Below are 15,433 nucleotides of genomic sequence, written 5' to 3'. Positions count from 1 at the left end.
ATTTTGATCAAGACATTCGCAACCGCGTTTCTGGCGCTCGTCTTTGGCTTTTTGGGCGCGGCGACCTGGTCCTACACCGGCCTTGCCGACAATCGCACCCGCGCATTCATGATGGAAAACCCTGAAATGCTGCCCGAAATGGTCGAGGCGCTGCGCAATAAGGAATCCGCTGAGCAATTGGCCGATGTCCGCGAGGAAGTGGTCACCCCCTTCCCCGGCGCAGTGATTGGCAATCCCAATGGCAGCAAGATCTTGGTCGAATTTACCGATTACAATTGCCCCTATTGCGAGGCGAGCCTTGAGGATGTGAACCGTTTGGTCGCGGAAGACCCCGAATTGAAGGTGGTCGTGCGCGAATGGTCGATCTTTGACGGCAGCGAAGGCGCCGCGCGCATGGCGCTGGCCGCTGCGATGCAAGGCAAATACGCCGCTTTTCACGAGGCGATGTTCCGTCTGGGCCCAGCAACCCCTGAAACGGTTGAGGCCGCCGCGCGCGAAGCAGGCCTCGACTGGGAAAAGGCGCAGGCAGACGCCGTGTCCGATCCGGTTAGCGTAGAGCTGGCCCGCAACCTCTCGCTCGCTCAGCAGCTTGGCTTTTCCGGCACGCCTGCATGGGTCACTGGCAATCAAGTGATCGGCGGCGCGGTTGGTTATGACGGGCTGAAAGAAGCGTTGAGCGAGGCTGGCGCAGAAGCGCAATATACCTCTGGCGCCTAATGCTTAGGCAGGGTCAATTTCGGCGCCGCGCGCTGGCTGGCTTGGCTGCCTGTTTGATAGGCACGCCGGGCTTCGCGCAGACCGAGGCCGCATCTTTCGAGCTGAAGCCTTCTGCAAAACTGACCGCACTCCAAGAATATCACGCGCTCGACCAAAGGCTCCAGGATGTCGGTTGGAAATTGGTGCGCGGCAATGCCGATTACTGCCCAAAAACGGTGCAATCGATCGGCCTGCAATTGCAGGATATGGTCGCCTTTAAAGAGCCAAGCGAGCCGCGCGCCACCCTTGGCCTCATCGACGATTTTGCGGTTCAAACGGTCGCCCATGGATCGCCCGCCTCAAATGCAGGCGGCCTCAGCTTTGGACGCGAGATTGAGCGGCTGAACGCTGAAAAGATCAATCAATGGCCCGCCGAGGAGCGCTCTCATTGGCAGCGCCTGACCCGCGCGCATGATTACATCGATGCTGCGCTGGCTCAGGATGGCCGGATCATGATCGGGCTGGCAAGCGGCGGCGACCTGCTGGTCCCCTCGGTAAAAGCCTGCGCCACCCGCTTTGAACTTGCAGGCGGTAGCAAGCGCGCCCTGGCAGAGGGATCGCGCGTGGTGATCGGCTCGAAATTTGTCGGCTTTGACTACCCAGAGGACGAATTCGCCGCCGCGATTGCGCATGAACTGGCGCACAATCTGCTGGGTCACCGGGCGTGGCTTGATGCCAATGGCCGCACGCGCAAAAACGTGCGCCTGACCGAGCGGGAGGCCGACCGGCTGATGCCGTGGCTGCTCGCCAATGCGGGCTATGAGCCGAGCGCGGCGCACCGGTTTATGCTGCGATGGGGACCAAAGCATGATGGCGGCCTGTTTCGCGGGCGCACGCACGACGGCTGGGACGAGCGCGCCGAATTCATTCAGGCCGAGGTTGAATTGATCGAAGCATTGCAAAAATCGCCCACATTTGCAGGCGCCGATTGGCGCACGGGGTTTCGCCGCGAGATCGATCCCGGTGCTGCGCCTAAGAAATAGGCAGGGCGCGAAGCCCTGAAACTCGCAGCTCACGGCGTGCTCAAATTTGAGGCAGCACCCGCATCAAGACAGCTCGCTAGCGACTAACTGACTAACCTTTAAGCAGGCCAAACCGCTCAATTCTCTACGCAATCGGCGGTTTTCCGGGGCAGAAAGTGCGGCCCACGCGATCACCCGCAGGCAAAACTAGCTGCCATCCACCGCACAATTCGTCTACAAGGGTCGGCCATGGTCATGCTACCTATTCAGCCTACGCCGTTCTTTGCCAGTAAGAACAGAGCGTTCTGGACTCTCCAGCTCTCCGGCTGGGGCGGGTATTTTCTGCTGAGGACCGTCGTCGCGGTGGCCAATGATCAGCCGCTCGATCTGGTGGTCTTGCTGCTGCTCACGACCATTACCGGCTTTTCCATCACGCTCGTTCTGTCGGTGATCTATCGCCAATTGATTGGCCGCCAACCGATTGTAACCTGGGGAACGACAGCTGCGGTGGTGCTTGCGGCGGTCATCATCCACGCCTCGATCGATGCCTGGGTGCAGAGCCTCTATATCGGCGGCGCGAACGAGACGAGCTTCGTCCAGCGCTTTATCGGTATTTCCTTCATCCCGCTGACCCTGCTCGGCGGGTGGAGCGCACTGTATTACGCGATCAGCTACTTCCTCACCGTTGAAGAACAGGCCGACCGGCTTGAGCGGCTCGAAGCACAAGCGACCAGCGCTCAGCTGGCGATGCTACGTTATCAGCTGAACCCGCATTTCCTGTTCAACACATTGAACTCGATCAGCACTTTGGTGCTGCTCAAACAGACCGAGCCCGCCAATGCGATGCTCACCCGCCTCTCCAGCTTCCTGCGCCACACTCTGGTCAGCGAGCCCGGCAGTCAGGTGACCCTAGCGCAAGAGGTCGAAACGCTGCAGCTCTATCTCGATATTGAGCGGATGCGGTTTGAAGAGCGGCTGCGCACCAAATTCGCCATCGAAGACGACGCGATGGATGCGCGCCTGCCCTCCATGCTGCTTCAGCCCTTGGTCGAAAACGCGGTGAAATACGCCGTTTCCACTCAGGAAGAGGGCGCGCAGATCACGCTGGCCGCCCGGATCATGGCCGGACGCCTGCGTATCACCGTGGAAGACACCGGCCCCGGCGCGAATGCCCCCGTGCGGCACGAATTGCTCGATTATGAGCAAGACAAAGCGAACCAGCCGGTCTCCACCGGCGTTGGCCTCGCTAATATTCGCAACCGCCTGATGCAGGCGTACGGCCCGGATCATAAGTTTGAGACTCGCTCTGATCCGGGCGGCGGTTTTGCCGTCACGATTGAAATCCCCTTCCAGATGGAAGACGAATTTGCACTTGGCCCAGATGCTCAAGCTGCAAGCGCAACCGGCTCCGACCCCGCGGATGCCAATTCTGCCGCCCCCGGCACCAACCCCCAGCCAGCGTCGGTGATTACTCTTAATCCCAGACGCGCCATTGGACCTGCTGCATGACCATACGCACAATCCTAGTCGACGATGAAAAACTGGCCATTCAAGGCCTGCAACTGAGGCTCGAGGCGTTTGACGATGTCGAAATTATCGACACCTGCTCAAACGGCCGCGAAGCCATTCGCAAAATCAAGACGCAAAAGCCCGATCTGGTGTTTCTCGACATCCAAATGCCCGGCTTCGACGGATTTTCTGTCGTCAAAGGCGTGATGGAAATCGAACCGCCCCTGTTCGTGTTCGTCACCGCCTTTGAAGAGCACGCAATCCGCGCGTTCGAAACCAATGCGGTGAATTACCTGATGAAGCCGGTCGACGAGGACAAACTCGCCGATACGCTGGAGCGGGTGCGCCAACGCATCACAGAGAAGAAATCGGCGGAAGAGGCCGAGAAGCTCAAAGACGTGCTGGCCGAAGTTGCGCCGGATAAGGCCGATGAGTTCTGCGAGGCTGCTGGTGAAACGTCTGAGCGGTTTGAGAAGCTGATCAATGTGAAGGATCGCGGACAAATCTTCCGCGTGGAGGTCGAATCGATCGAACATATCGAGGCAGCTGGCGATTACATGTGCATCTACACCGGCGACAATTCGCTGATCCTGCGCGAGACGATGAAGGATCTGGAACGCCGCCTTGACCCGCGCAAGTTCCAGCGCGTGCACCGCTCGACCATCGTCAACCTTGACCAGGTGCGCCAAGTGAAGCCGCACACCAATGGCGAATGCTTCCTGGTGCTGGATTCAGGCGCTGAGGTGAAGGTGAGCCGGTCTTATCGAGATGTCGTGGCGCGGTTTGTGCATTAGGTTTTGTGTTCGCCCATCCGGGCGAACTCCTCGGTGCAGCTCCTCCGCTTCGCTACGGTGCACCTGCGGGCGGCCAGTCGGCCTTGCGGTCCGCTGGTCGCGGACCGGGGGTCGCGGCTAGGCCTAGCTTTTGGGACTGACTTCGGCACGACGCATCGCAAGGACAGGTTTTAAGGCCCTTTTTTGCAAAACCGTTCGTGCTGAGCTTGTCGAAGCACTGCTTTTCCTCTTAGCTTCGTGCATAAGTTGAAAAACAGCCCTTCGACAGGCTCAGGGCGAACGGAGATATTGAATGACGTTCACCATCCCTGGCTTCGACCTCGACCAATTCGTCCGCAGCACTCTGGCAGAGGACTTGGGCGAAGGATTGATCGGCGGTGGGCGCGATGTCACCTCGGAAAGCGTGATCCCAGCAGACGCGCGGTTTGCTGGCGTAATGGACAGCCGCGATGCGATCGTCGTCGCCGGCCTACCCATTGCCGAGGCGTTTTTCCGCGCGCTGGAGCCAGAGATCGAGATCGAACTGCTCGTGCAAGATGGCGATGCGGTGGAGCCTGGCACTGACCTTATGCGGCTAGCGGGCAATGCGCGCGGGCTCCTCACCGCAGAGCGCAGCGCGCTCAACACTGTCCAGCACCTCTCGGGCATTGCCACCATGGCCCGCGAATATGTCACCGCGATGGACAATCCCGATTGCACCCTGCTCGACACGCGCAAGACCATTCCCGGCCTGCGCCATCTGGAAAAATACGCCACTCGCATGGGCGGGGCGAGCAACCACCGCATGGGTCTGTGGGATGCCGCGATGATCAAGGACAATCATGTCGCCGTCGCGGGCTCTGTTGGCGAAGCCGTGCGCCGCGCGTGGGAGGCAGGGGTTGAGCACATCATCTGCGAGGTCGACCGGCTCGACCAGATCGGCCCGGCCCTGCAAGCGGGCGCGCATCACCTGCTGCTGGATAATATGTCGCCAGAGACCCTGCGCGAGGCGGTGGCGATGGTCGATGGCCGCGTACCGTGCGAGGCATCGGGCGGGATCAACCTCGACACGATCAAGGCCAAGGCCGCCACGGGCGTGCAATTCGTCTCTGTTGGGCGCCTGACACAAAGCGCACCAGCCGCGGACATTGGTCTGGACTTCAAGCCGGTTTAAGGCCGCATAGTCGATGAAACTGGCGCAAGGACCCCGCCCGCTATCGATCAAGCTGTTTGCGGCGTTCTTCCTGACCGCAGCGATATCGACCTATGTCCTGAATTTGACCAATCTGCCGGTCCAGCAGCAGATATTTGCGCTGTATCTTCCCTGGTCCGGATGGTCGCAAGATTGGACGATCGTTGCCCTTTCCGCGATCCTCTCGATCGCTTTCATTCCGGTGGCCTGGATCTATCTGCGTGCCAGCCGGGTGGCGCGCTGGCTCGTGACCGGGTTCTCACTGCTCAAGCTCTTAAGCTTCCCGCGAATGTTCATGCTGTGGTTCTCTGACCCGTACATCAACATCATGTATCTGCGCGAACCCGTCCTGATCGCGCTGGCGCTCATCATGCTGTTCACGCCAAGCGCCAATCGCTGGTTTCGCCAAACACAGGAGCCTGATCTTGCGGTATTTGACTAGCGCCATTTGCACAGGCGCGGTGCTCGCCCTCCTCCCGGCTCAGGCCAGCGCTCAGGCCTATCAATGCCAGATGCCCCGGATCAGCAGCGTGCCGCAGGTCTCACCCAATGGGCAGACGCGCAAATTGCCGATCACCGGCTACACTATGGCGCTGAGCTGGTCTCCGGCCTTTTGCCGCACGCGGCAGGACAATCGCTCGCATTCAACCCAATGCAGCGGCGACAACGGCAGTTTTGGCCTGATCGTCCACGGACTATGGCCGGAAAGCGGGCGGACATGGCCGCAATGGTGCCCGACGCAGGGCCGCCTGACCCCCACAGAAACCCGCCGCAATATGTGCATGATGCCCAGCGCCCGGCTGGTCGCGCGGCAATGGGCCAAACACGGCAGCTGCATGACCAAACGGCCCGACACCTATTTCAAGGTGACGCGCATTTTGTGGGAGAGCCTGCGCATTCCCGATTATGACCGGATCAGCCGCGAGGATGGCCTCACCGCCGGGCGCATCCGCCAAGCGTTCGCCGATGCCAATGGCGGGTGGAGCGCCAGCCAAGTGGGCGTGAAGCTAAACCGCCAAGGCTGGCTGGAGGAAATCCGGCTGTGCTACAACAAACGCTTCCGCCCGACCCGCTGCACATCCAGCCGCTACGGCGCAAAGGACGGGGTGCGCGCAAAGATCTGGCGCGGGCTGTAAGAGTGCCCAGCAAAACGGAGACAAGCTATGACTAAATTGCGCGCGATGGTTTTGCTTTTGGCGCTCTCACTGGGGGCATGCATGTCTGCTCCTTCGGGCAGTTTAGATGCAAGCGCATCAAACATAGATGCAGGCGCGGTTTACATCATCAGGCATCTGCAAAAGGCGAAAGGCGACGATCCAGCGCTCACCAGCGAGGGAGCCACAAACGCTCAGCGCCTTGCCGCCATGCTGGCCGATACAAACATCACCGCGGTCTACGCCACCCGCACGCGCCGCGCGATGGAGACCGGCGCGCCGCTTGCGGGCCAGATCGGCATTGCAATCACACCGTACGATCCGCGCAATCCCGATGCGCTGATCGCTGAGGTTGCGGCGCACAATGGATCAGTGCTGGTGGTCGGCCATAGCAACACCGTTGGCGACCTGGTGACGCGTTTCGGCGGCAACACCGCGCCGGAGCTGACCGAGCAGGATTACGGCACGCTGTTTATGGTGGATGAGGCGGGGAATGTGAGGGAGTTTGCGGTCGAGTAGGGGCTGTGAACTGGAGCACAGGACCCACCAGATCGACTCTAACTGCAGTCAGAAGGCCGTGCGTCAGGCTCACCCTTGGCAGCATAGAACATAGAATACAGCTCACAAGGAACATCGCCGGTCGGTCGGACCATCTCCAACATCTGGCCGCCACTATCGACAAAGAAGGTCGCTGCTTTCGCAGATCGACCATTAAAATCGGCGTTCAAGATAAGTATCCCATAGGCGCCACTCCTTGCGGCTTCATGCACATCTAAATCGCTCGCAGCCTCCGCCATCAGTGCCTTAAATGCCGCATCACCCATCTGAGCTTGCGCATCCGTCATTTGCCGTTCGAAGGTCGCAGGATCGTCTGTCAGCTGGGCGGCTTCCGCAATTTTCCCTTGGGCTGCATTCTCTCGCACGCTTACATAAACCGTCTGCATATCATCAGAGGTAGCAAGGGCTTCAGAACCGCAACTTGCTAGCAAGCCTGCGAGACCAGCCACAAAGAGGATGGAGTGGCGCATATTGGCATGTCCCTTCGTTGGAATTCGGCATAAGCTAGAGCCACTGCGTTTGAGCTTTATTAACGGGAATGCCAATTTTCCGGATCGCAAAGGGCCAACGATCATTGTGACGCGCTTAAGATCAAGCCGTTAAGGTCCACAAGAATGCGTGCGGGGAAAACTGGTTTAGGCTCTAGCGAGACGACGGGATTCGAACCCGCGAGGGGTCAATCGACCCCTGAGCGCTCCCTTTCGGGTGGCGCCCGCATTCAGCCACTCTGCCACGTCTCGCAAATGGCCTTACAACTTCGAAACTGAGAGTCACTCAAGAACGCTAGCGCCGCTCCTTAAAAAACGCGCGGAGCAGATCCGCTGCCTCTTCCTCGCCCATGCCGGAATAGACCTCTGGCCTATGCAAACATTGCGGATGTTCAAACACGCGCGCGCCGTGCTCCACTGCGCCTCCTTTGGGGTCGCTCGCGCCGTAATAGACCCGCGCAATCCGCGCATGGCTGATCGCGCCTGCACACATCGCGCATGGCTCCAGAGTGACGTACAAATCGCATTTGCCCAGCCGGTCTTGCCCCAGCTTTGTGGCGGCTTCGCGCAAGGCTCTGATCTCTGCGTGCCCGGTGGGATCGGGTGGCTGGCGCGTGGCATTGGCGGCCACCGCAATCACTGTGTCACCCTGCATCACCACCGCGCCGACTGGCACCTCGCCTGCGCGTGCGGCCTCGCGCGCGGCCTCTAGAGCGTGCATCATCGGTTGCGGAATGGGCCAGCGGGTCATAGGTGGTCGCTATACGGCGCGGCGAATAGGCGCAACTTTGCTTGACGATTCGCATTGTGAAGGCTATCCGCGCGCCTTTCCGGGAACACCCGAACTTTTTAGGCGGCCGAATCGCTTGGCCACCTGTCACTGTGAACAGACGAGAGATATCATGTCGCGCATTTGCGAACTGACCGGCAAAGGTCGTTTGACTGGCAACAACGTTAGCCACGCTAATAACAAGACAAAGCGCGTGTTCTTGCCGAACCTGCAACACGTCACTCTGCTCAGCGAAACGCTGGAGCGGGGCTTTAAATTCCGCGTGTCGACCCACGGTCTGCGCTCGGTTGAGCACAATGGCGGGCTCGACAATTGGCTGCTGAAGACCAAGGACGACAAGCTGTCTGCCAATGCACGCAAAGTGAAGCGTGAATTGGTCAAGGCGCAAAAAGCCGCCGCTTAAGGCTGGCAGGCGGGCCGGGTTTACCGGCTGCGTTTCCTTGACGGATTTTGAAAAAGGCGTGCGGGCGAAGGCCTTGCGCGCCTTTTCATTTGTTTGCGGTAGATTCGCTTTCGCCCGATTGCGGGCGGCCCGCGTCGCCTTGCGGTTCGTCTGGCGGCCAAGCCAGCTTTAGCAGCAAGGTGCGCTGAAACGCGGAGACATTGTCATCGGCGATGAGGTAGAGCGAGCCGGTTTGGGCTGCGCCCTCATCCTCGGCATCGTCTGCAGGGGCAGGGTCCGGGACGAACTCGATGCCCTCAAAATTCTCGCCCCAATAGGCCCGGCCAAGCGTCGCCAGCACGCCGCCGCCCCACACTTCGCCCTCGGCAATCTCGTCAGGATCAGCGCGCACGAGGCGGGCGTAGAACTTGGCTGGGAAGGCGTATTCGACCCGGCGCTCTAGAATGATCACATCGCCATCCGGCAGCAGCGCGGCATCGACCGGCGAATAGCCTCTCGTCGTGAAGAAGCGGAATTCGATCGCCTCGGCCCCATCGACTGGATCGCCTGAAAACAGCAGGCCCGGGCGATTGGTGCGCCCCTCGCCCTCTGGAGCCTCTCCCAGAACCAGAAAGCGCCCATCGTCCAGCCGGACAATAGTCTCTGGCCCGCTGTTGCGTGACCAGCTGGCCATTTGCGGCGGTTTGGTGCGCTTGATCGTGCCATCGGGCGCGATCCGCTCGATCACATTGCCATGCTCATAGGCCGCCCAGATAGTGCCGGTTTCCGGATCGCGGGTGAACCCCTCTAGATCGGCAATGCCGCGCCTGACCTGGCCATGCCCGGGCGGGAAATCGAGCACTGTGCCATCCGAGGCTGGAGCACCGTCCACCATCCGCAAATGCATGATCCGGCCGCGATCACTGCCCGCGTACAGATCGCCATTGCCCAGCAGGATGAGCGCGGAATAGCCGCCAAAATGCGCGTTTTGCGAATCGAGCTGCCACGCGCCAGTGATCCTCAGCGGCCCGGACACGCCAGAGCGCTGATCAATGTCGATCACTTCAATCGGCGTATCGAACGAGGTCGACAGATTGGTGCGCAGCCATGTGCCCGGCGCAAGGCCAAGCGCGACCGCTAAAATCAGGAATTTGCGCCCCATTGTGGCTGGATGTCCTTGCCGTTTGAGCCGCTTTACTGTGGGCCGGTAAACAGCAGCGGGTCGAGGCGCGTGTCATGCCATTTCAGGCCCCAGTGCAAATGCGGGCCCGTCGCGCGGCCGGTGGCGCCGACATTGCCGATATATTCGCCTTGCTTGACCGCTTGCCCCTCGCGTACGGCGATCTTGGAAGCGTGCAGAAACGCGCTGTTGAGCCCCGCGCCGTGATCGATGATGATGAGGCCGCCCTCCAGGCTAAATCCGGTGCGCGCCAGCACCACGACGCCATCGGCGGGGGAGACAAACGGCACGCCATTGCCCGGCGCGATATCGATCCCGGAGTGGTAAGAGCCCGGCTCGCCGCGATAGATCCGCTGGCGCCCGAAGAGGCCCGAAATCCGTCCCTTCACCGGCCAGATAAAATCCTGCTTCCACCCCTCAGCGCCGGTTACCTTCTCGCGCGCGGCCTTGATCGCCAGCCATTCCGGCTCACGCTTTTTCCACCAGGCCTCGCTTGATCGGCCCGTACCGCGCGCCACATTGACGCGCTGGATCTTCCATTCACGCGGAGAAATGGCGAGCTTTTCAGTAACGGTCTCGCCGCTCTCCAAGGTCGCGGACAAAGTCAGATTGCCAGGGCTGTCGCGGTCGAAAGCGGCGAAGAAATTGCCGCCGCCCTCGCCAATGCTGAGCGTCTGATCACCCAAGGTCGCCGACACCGTCCCGCGCGGCAAACGCCCGCGGATATAGCCGCCTTGGGTGAGCTCGCCTGAAAAGCTGAGCTGCGGCTTGGTCTTCGCCATAACCGAAGCGGGCGCAGTGCCGATCCGATCGTTTGCCGGTTTCGGCTGCGGCCGTGCGTCTTCGATGGTCGCAGTATAGGCAGGCTGCTCTTTGGCAGGCTCCGCGCCCGCACTTTCCGGCGTACTCGCCTCTCCCGAGGCGCAGCCAAGCAGGCCAAGCGCCGCAGCGAGAGCGGCGCCGCGCAGATTGCCCAGCATCGCGATCATATCTCGCCCAGAAGACGCTTGGTTGAGATCTCGCAAGTCGCATACGCCTCTTGCAGATCCGCGCTCCAATAGCGCAGCTCTTCCAATGGGATGGCCTCACCGCTGACCGCGCACAGCACGTGTTTGCCGGGCCTCAGAACCCGAAAGGTGGAGGGGCCGTAATGGAGTTTTGCGGCGTTATCGCCCGATGACATCAACATGATTTTTTCTCTAGCATGGCGCGTTAATCAAACAAATCCGTTTGCGCCGCGTTCTCAGGGTTAGACGGTTTCGCGCGCCGTTTCGCAGGCTTAGGCGCGGGCGGCGGTGTGGGTGGCGGTGCAGACTGCGCAGAGGGGTCAGCTTCACCGCCTGTGCTCACCCCTAGCTCGCCGTCCTTGAATTGAAGCTTAAGCGCCGTTTCCTGCTCCGCCTGCGCTTTGCCGGTCAGCGCGCGCCCGGCGGCGTCGCGAACAATCGCATAGCCGCGCTCCAGCGGTTTTTCCGGGTGAAATTGACTGGCGAGCCGCGCGAGCGCATCCAAAGTCTCGCGCTTTCGCTGCATTGGCTGCTCCACCAAGGCTGGCACCAAGCGCACTTGATCGAGCCTGCGCCGCGCATCCTGCGCCCCGCGCCGCAAGATGGCGGGTGACAGCCGCGCAGAGACCCCGGCCAGCGCCTCTCGCCCCTTACCCGCGCTCATCGTCAGGCCGCGCCGCAGGCGTTCGGCCAAATCATCGAGCCGCTGGGTCTGCGGCTGAAGCAGGTTTTCTGGCAGCGGCAAGCGCTGAACGCGCGCCTCCAGCCGTTCGCGCCCCAGCTCCACCGGACGGTGCACCGCGCGGCGTTGGCGCGTGGCAAAGTCAGAGAGGGTCGCGGCAAGGTCCGCTCGCACTGGCACGGCCATTTCCGCCGCAGCCGTGGGCGTCGGCGCGCGCCGATCCGCTGCGTAATCGACCAGCGTCGTATCGGTCTCGTGCCCGACCGCCGAGATTACCGGGATCGAGCAGTCCGCGACCGCGCGCACCACCTCTTCCTCGTTAAAGCCCCACAGGTCTTCGATAGAGCCGCCGCCGCGCGCCACAATCAGCAGATCAGGACGCGGGGTTGGCCCGCCCGGCCCCATCTCGGAAAAGCCCCGGATTGCGCCCGCGACTTGCGCCGCAGACCCCTGCCCTTGAACCAGCACCGGCCACACCAACACGTGGCTGGGAAAACGATCCGCCAGACGGTGCAGAATATCGCGGATCACAGAGCCTGTGGGTGACGTCACCACGCCAATCACGCGCGGCAGATAGGGCAAAGCGCGTTTGCGGTCGCTGGCAAACAGGCCCTCTGCCGCCAGTTTTGCGCGGGTCTTTTCCAGCAGCGCCAGCAGCGCGCCCTCGCCCGCCAGCTCCAGATTGTCGATCACGATCTGATATTTTGAGCGGCCCGGATAGGTCGTCAGCTTGCCGCTCGCGATCACGTCCAGCCCGTCTTCCGGGTTAAACGCCAGCTTCGACGTATTCCCGCGCCACATCACCCCGTCGATCACGGCCTTTTCGTCTTTCAGGGCGAGGTACATATGGCCCGATGCCGCGCGCTTCACCCCCGACATTTCCCCGCGCAGCCGGACATAGCCAAAGCGATCCTCGACCGTGCGCTTCAGCAGACTAGAAATCTCGGTGATCGACAGCGGCTGAGCGTTGTCGCCCTCCCGCTCTCGCGCTACGAGATTGGCCTGTTTGTCACTATCAATCGGCGGGGAAGCCATGAATATCCTTTTACTTGGGTCGGGCGGGCGCGAACATGCGTTAGCGTGGAAGCTGGCGCAATCCCCGTCATGCACAAAGCTATACGCTGCCCCCGGCAATCCTGGCATTGGCGAGGAGGCGCAGCTCGTCACGCTTGATGCCAGCGACCATTTGGCGGTCGCGGCGTTCTGCGCGGAAAAGGCGATTGATCTGGTTGTGATCGGGCCAGAGGCCCCGCTAGTGGACGGCCTGGCCGATAGCCTGCGCGAAGGCGGCACCGCCGTGTTCGGCCCCTCTGCCGCCGCTGCTCAGCTGGAAGGCAGCAAGGGTTTTACCAAGGAGCTGTGCGACCGGGCGAATATCCCCACCGCTGGCTATGTCCGCACGACTTCGCTTGATGAGGCAGAGGCTGCTCTGGCGAGGTTTGACGCGCCGTACGTGCTGAAGGCCGACGGGCTGGCAGCGGGCAAGGGCGTGGTGATCGCCGAAACACGCGCGGAGGCCGAGGCGGCGCTGGCCGATATGTTCGGCGGACGCTTTGGCGCGGCGGGCGCAGAAGTGGTGATCGAGGAGTTTATGCGCGGCGAAGAGGCGAGCTTCTTCGCGATCACCGATGGTACGACGATCCTGCCATTTGGCACTGCTCAGGATCACAAGCGCGTGGGCGAAGGCGACACCGGACCCAACACCGGCGGCATGGGCGCCTATTCGCCTGCGCCCGTGCTGACGTCAGAGCTTCAAGCGCGCGTGATGGACGAGATCATCAAACCCACGGTTGAGACCATGCGCGCAGAGGGCATGCCCTATTCCGGCGTGCTCTATGCGGGCCTGATGCTGACCGAGGCGGGGCCAAAGCTGATCGAATACAATTGCCGCTTTGGCGATCCGGAATGCCAGGTGCTGATGACGCGGCTGACCAGCGATCTGGCCAAGATCATGTTGGCCTGCGCCAAAGGCGAGCTCGCCGGACACGAGGCAAACTTCTCACCCGCGACCGCGATGACGGTGGTGATGGCGGCAAAGGGCTATCCCGGCACGCCGGAGCAGGGCGGGCGGATCGATCTGGGCCTGGCAGAGGCGCTGCGCGATGGCGGCGCGGCCAAGGTCTTCCACGCTGGCACCGCAATGGTCGACGGGCAGCTCGTGGCAAACGGCGGGCGCGTCCTGAACGTGACGGCCAAAGGCATGAGCGCCACCGAGGCCCAGAAAACCGCTTACGGCGCGGTTGATGCTTTGGATTTTGAGAGCGGCTTTTGCAGGCGGGATATTGGCTGGCGCGAGGTTGAGCGGGAGGCGAAAGCTCAGTGAATTTTAAGGTGCGACAGGGTATCAGACGGTGCCTTTTTTCCTGCGTCGCGGCGCCGATCTACAGACAATGAATGCCCGCCAGTGTCTCGGTACTCATAGCGAGGCATTGACGGATCAAAAACAACCCGTGGCCTTGCGACTACCTTGGCTTCCTTTTTTGGCATCTCAGTTCTCCGCAGGATTGAGTGTAGTATCGAAATAGTGCTTTCGACGTACCCATTTAAAGCCTTCGTGCTTCGTGACAACGCAGATATCCGTATCGCCACCTACAGTATCTGCTCCAGGCATAAACCGCACGTAACCCTTCGTCGTCTCGACCAGGTAGTCAGCCAGCGCTATAGCGTCTTGGACCGGCATGGCCGGGGAAATTAGCTGTGCATACGTAGCAGATTCAATATGACTCAATACTGAATCAAGGCTCTGCTGCTCTAAACCCAAGTCTAGCAATGCCTTGGGCAGGAACTGACTATACCCATTCACGATGCGATTGATAGCCTCAGGTTGACCGTCGTAAAGGATGTCAAAATCGCCCTCAGAGGCTAAACATGTAGGTTCAGGACATTCGCCATCCACTATCTTGATACGCCAAATCTCGCCATGCGTTTGACCTGCTCCGTTGCCTGCAATCCAAAACTGAAACTCGTGAGGACCTTGGGGAGGTTGATCCAAGCCACAGTAATGCTCATCAAAAAAGAAACGTTTTGCCTTCTGGATCACATCTTCCATTGTGTAATTTTGCGGATCAATGCTCCAATCAGGATCGTCAGAGCAAAAGCGATCTCTAAGATCCTTTGCTAGTGTGCTGATAGAAATCGGACCGATGTTACCCATGCCGCAAGTCATCGCAGCAATTGGCAAACCCTTCTTGAGATTGAAAACTTTATTGCCATGAGCATAGACGTTGGCAATCAGAGGATGACCATCACCGGCCGATCCATCGAGGAGGGAAGACGCACTATCGGCAGCGAATACTATACAATCGTGTACTTTTACTGCAACGCAAACCGTCATTTACACACTCCAAGGTTGATCGCTTGAATCACAATAGATTCTGCGAGTCAAACCACGCACCCAATTGATTGAAATGACTCATTTTTCAAAAATGAGCTCCATATTTTCTAGGCACCATATTTTTACTTGAAGCGATTTGACCTAGATCAATGCGGCGGCGCTGCTGCCATGCTGAATGGAGGGCATGGTCAAACACACATCTTTTGTCGCCCTTGGTCTCACCGCGCTCTCGCTCGCCGCCTGTCAAACCTCCGCTCCAACCGGGGGGCTTGCTTCGGCTGATACCTCACAGCCCGAGCAGAAAGCGCAGGCACAAGATGCGGCGTTGACGTTCTCTCAGGCGGCGTGTGGGGGATGCCATGCGGTCGAATATCCCGGCGCATCGCCCAATCCCAACTCGCCGACATTTGCCGCCATCGCCAATCGCGAAGGGGTGAGCGATGAGACGCTCGCTGAGTGGCTGACCAATGCTCACAATTATCCAGAGGTGATGGATTTTGATCTGACGGCGGAGCAGGTGGAGCTGATCGCGCAGCACATGCGGACCCTGCGGCGGGATGATTACCGGCCGGAGATTTGAGTGGTTTTCTCTTGGGTCCACACAGTTCGGCGGAGAATTTTCCTACTCGGGCCGGCTTTGCTAGGAAGCCCGCGCTCTTTCACATC

General features: G+C 60.4%; 18 protein-coding genes and 1 tRNA gene. 11 read left to right on the top strand and 8 right to left on the bottom strand.

Annotation, left to right across the window (positions count from 1 at the left end; translation table 11 throughout):
- Positions 1–3 precede the first annotated feature (3 nt).
- From AC0V6U_RS14470 to AC0V6U_RS14435, 8 genes are all read left to right on the top strand, one after another.
- Positions 4–717, top strand: a complete 714-nt coding sequence (locus AC0V6U_RS14470; protein ID WP_472643838.1) for a DsbA family protein — start codon at positions 4–6, stop codon at positions 715–717.
- A 53-nt stretch (positions 718–770) separates the two neighbouring features.
- Entirely contained in the window at positions 771–1,739 is a 969-nt protein-coding gene (locus AC0V6U_RS14465) for a M48 family metalloprotease (RefSeq protein WP_472643837.1), read from the top strand.
- 228 nt (positions 1,740–1,967) lie between these two features.
- The gene (locus AC0V6U_RS14460) at positions 1,968–3,227 is read left to right on the top strand and encodes a sensor histidine kinase (RefSeq protein WP_472643836.1); all 1,260 of its coding nucleotides are present in this window, start codon (positions 1,968–1,970) and stop codon (positions 3,225–3,227) included.
- On the top strand, positions 3,224–4,021 hold the full coding sequence (locus tag AC0V6U_RS14455; RefSeq protein WP_472643835.1) for a LytR/AlgR family response regulator transcription factor: 798 nt from the start codon (positions 3,224–3,226) through the stop codon (positions 4,019–4,021). The genes AC0V6U_RS14460 and AC0V6U_RS14455 overlap by 4 nt, the downstream gene beginning before the upstream one ends.
- Positions 4,022–4,313: 292 nt before the next feature.
- Positions 4,314–5,174 (top strand): carboxylating nicotinate-nucleotide diphosphorylase, encoded by an 861-nt coding sequence (gene nadC, locus AC0V6U_RS14450; protein ID WP_472643834.1) that lies wholly within the window; start codon positions 4,314–4,316, stop codon positions 5,172–5,174.
- Positions 5,175–5,187: 13 nt separating this feature from the next.
- Positions 5,188–5,634, top strand: coding sequence for a hypothetical protein (locus tag AC0V6U_RS14445; RefSeq protein ID WP_472643833.1), 447 nt, complete (start codon positions 5,188–5,190; stop codon positions 5,632–5,634).
- The gene (locus AC0V6U_RS14440; RefSeq protein WP_486169507.1) at positions 5,618–6,328 is read left to right on the top strand and encodes a ribonuclease T2 family protein; all 711 of its coding nucleotides are present in this window, start codon (positions 5,618–5,620) and stop codon (positions 6,326–6,328) included. Before AC0V6U_RS14445 ends, AC0V6U_RS14440 begins: the two co-directional genes overlap by 17 nt.
- Positions 6,329–6,355: 27 nt before the next feature.
- The gene (locus AC0V6U_RS14435; protein ID WP_472643831.1) at positions 6,356–6,865 is read left to right on the top strand and encodes a SixA phosphatase family protein; all 510 of its coding nucleotides are present in this window, start codon (positions 6,356–6,358) and stop codon (positions 6,863–6,865) included.
- 38 nt (positions 6,866–6,903) lie between these two features.
- Here AC0V6U_RS14435 and AC0V6U_RS14430 read toward each other — a convergent pair whose 3' ends face one another.
- From AC0V6U_RS14430 to AC0V6U_RS14420, 3 genes are all read right to left on the bottom strand, one after another.
- Positions 6,904–7,374 (bottom strand): hypothetical protein, encoded by a 471-nt coding sequence (locus AC0V6U_RS14430; RefSeq protein WP_472643830.1) that lies wholly within the window; start codon positions 7,372–7,374, stop codon positions 6,904–6,906.
- 175 nt (positions 7,375–7,549) lie between these two features.
- Positions 7,550–7,644, bottom strand: a tRNA-OTHER gene (locus AC0V6U_RS14425).
- A gap of 43 nt (positions 7,645–7,687) precedes the next feature.
- Positions 7,688–8,143 (bottom strand): nucleoside deaminase, encoded by a 456-nt coding sequence (locus AC0V6U_RS14420; RefSeq protein ID WP_472643829.1) that lies wholly within the window; start codon positions 8,141–8,143, stop codon positions 7,688–7,690.
- Between the two features lie 151 nt (positions 8,144–8,294).
- Here AC0V6U_RS14420 and rpmB point away from each other — a divergent pair, with 151 nt between their 5' ends.
- A complete protein-coding gene (gene rpmB, locus AC0V6U_RS14415) occupies positions 8,295–8,585 on the top strand; it encodes a 50S ribosomal protein L28 (protein ID WP_472640163.1) in 291 nt (96 codons plus the stop codon).
- An 85-nt stretch (positions 8,586–8,670) separates the two neighbouring features.
- Here the strand turns inward: rpmB and AC0V6U_RS14410 are convergent, their stop codons facing one another.
- The 4 genes from AC0V6U_RS14410 to xseA are packed head-to-tail and all read right to left on the bottom strand — an operon-like array spanning position 8,671 to position 12,468.
- Positions 8,671–9,726 carry an esterase-like activity of phytase family protein gene (locus AC0V6U_RS14410; protein ID WP_472643828.1) on the bottom strand — a complete coding sequence of 352 codons (1,056 nt, stop codon included), beginning with the start codon at positions 9,724–9,726 and terminating at the stop codon, positions 8,671–8,673.
- Positions 9,727–9,758: 32 nt separating this feature from the next.
- Entirely contained in the window at positions 9,759–10,733 is a 975-nt protein-coding gene (locus tag AC0V6U_RS14405; protein WP_472643827.1) for a M23 family metallopeptidase, read from the bottom strand.
- Positions 10,730–10,933 carry a DUF2093 domain-containing protein gene (locus AC0V6U_RS14400; RefSeq protein WP_472643826.1) on the bottom strand — a complete coding sequence of 68 codons (204 nt, stop codon included), beginning with the start codon at positions 10,931–10,933 and terminating at the stop codon, positions 10,730–10,732. Before AC0V6U_RS14400 ends, AC0V6U_RS14405 begins: the two co-directional genes overlap by 4 nt.
- 23 nt (positions 10,934–10,956) lie before the next feature.
- Positions 10,957–12,468, bottom strand: coding sequence for an exodeoxyribonuclease VII large subunit (xseA, locus tag AC0V6U_RS14395; RefSeq protein ID WP_472643825.1), 1,512 nt, complete (start codon positions 12,466–12,468; stop codon positions 10,957–10,959).
- Between xseA and purD the strand changes: the two genes are divergently transcribed.
- Positions 12,467–13,756 carry a phosphoribosylamine--glycine ligase gene (purD, locus tag AC0V6U_RS14390; protein WP_472643824.1) on the top strand — a complete coding sequence of 430 codons (1,290 nt, stop codon included), beginning with the start codon at positions 12,467–12,469 and terminating at the stop codon, positions 13,754–13,756. The genes xseA and purD overlap by 2 nt on opposite strands.
- A gap of 165 nt (positions 13,757–13,921) precedes the next feature.
- On the opposite strand, the gene AC0V6U_RS14385 is transcribed toward purD, so the two are convergent.
- Entirely contained in the window at positions 13,922–14,767 is an 846-nt protein-coding gene (locus AC0V6U_RS14385; RefSeq protein ID WP_472643823.1) for a hypothetical protein, read from the bottom strand.
- Positions 14,768–14,951: 184 nt separating this feature from the next.
- On the opposite strand from AC0V6U_RS14385, the gene AC0V6U_RS14380 reads away from it, so the two are divergent.
- On the top strand, positions 14,952–15,347 hold the full coding sequence (locus tag AC0V6U_RS14380; protein ID WP_472643822.1) for a hypothetical protein: 396 nt from the start codon (positions 14,952–14,954) through the stop codon (positions 15,345–15,347).
- The last annotated feature ends 86 nt before the right edge of the window (positions 15,348–15,433 follow it).

This window comes from Erythrobacter sp. W36 (assembly GCF_057364935.1).
The sequence above is the reverse complement of the archived record's forward strand: the minus strand, read 5'-3'. Positions and strand labels throughout refer to the sequence as shown.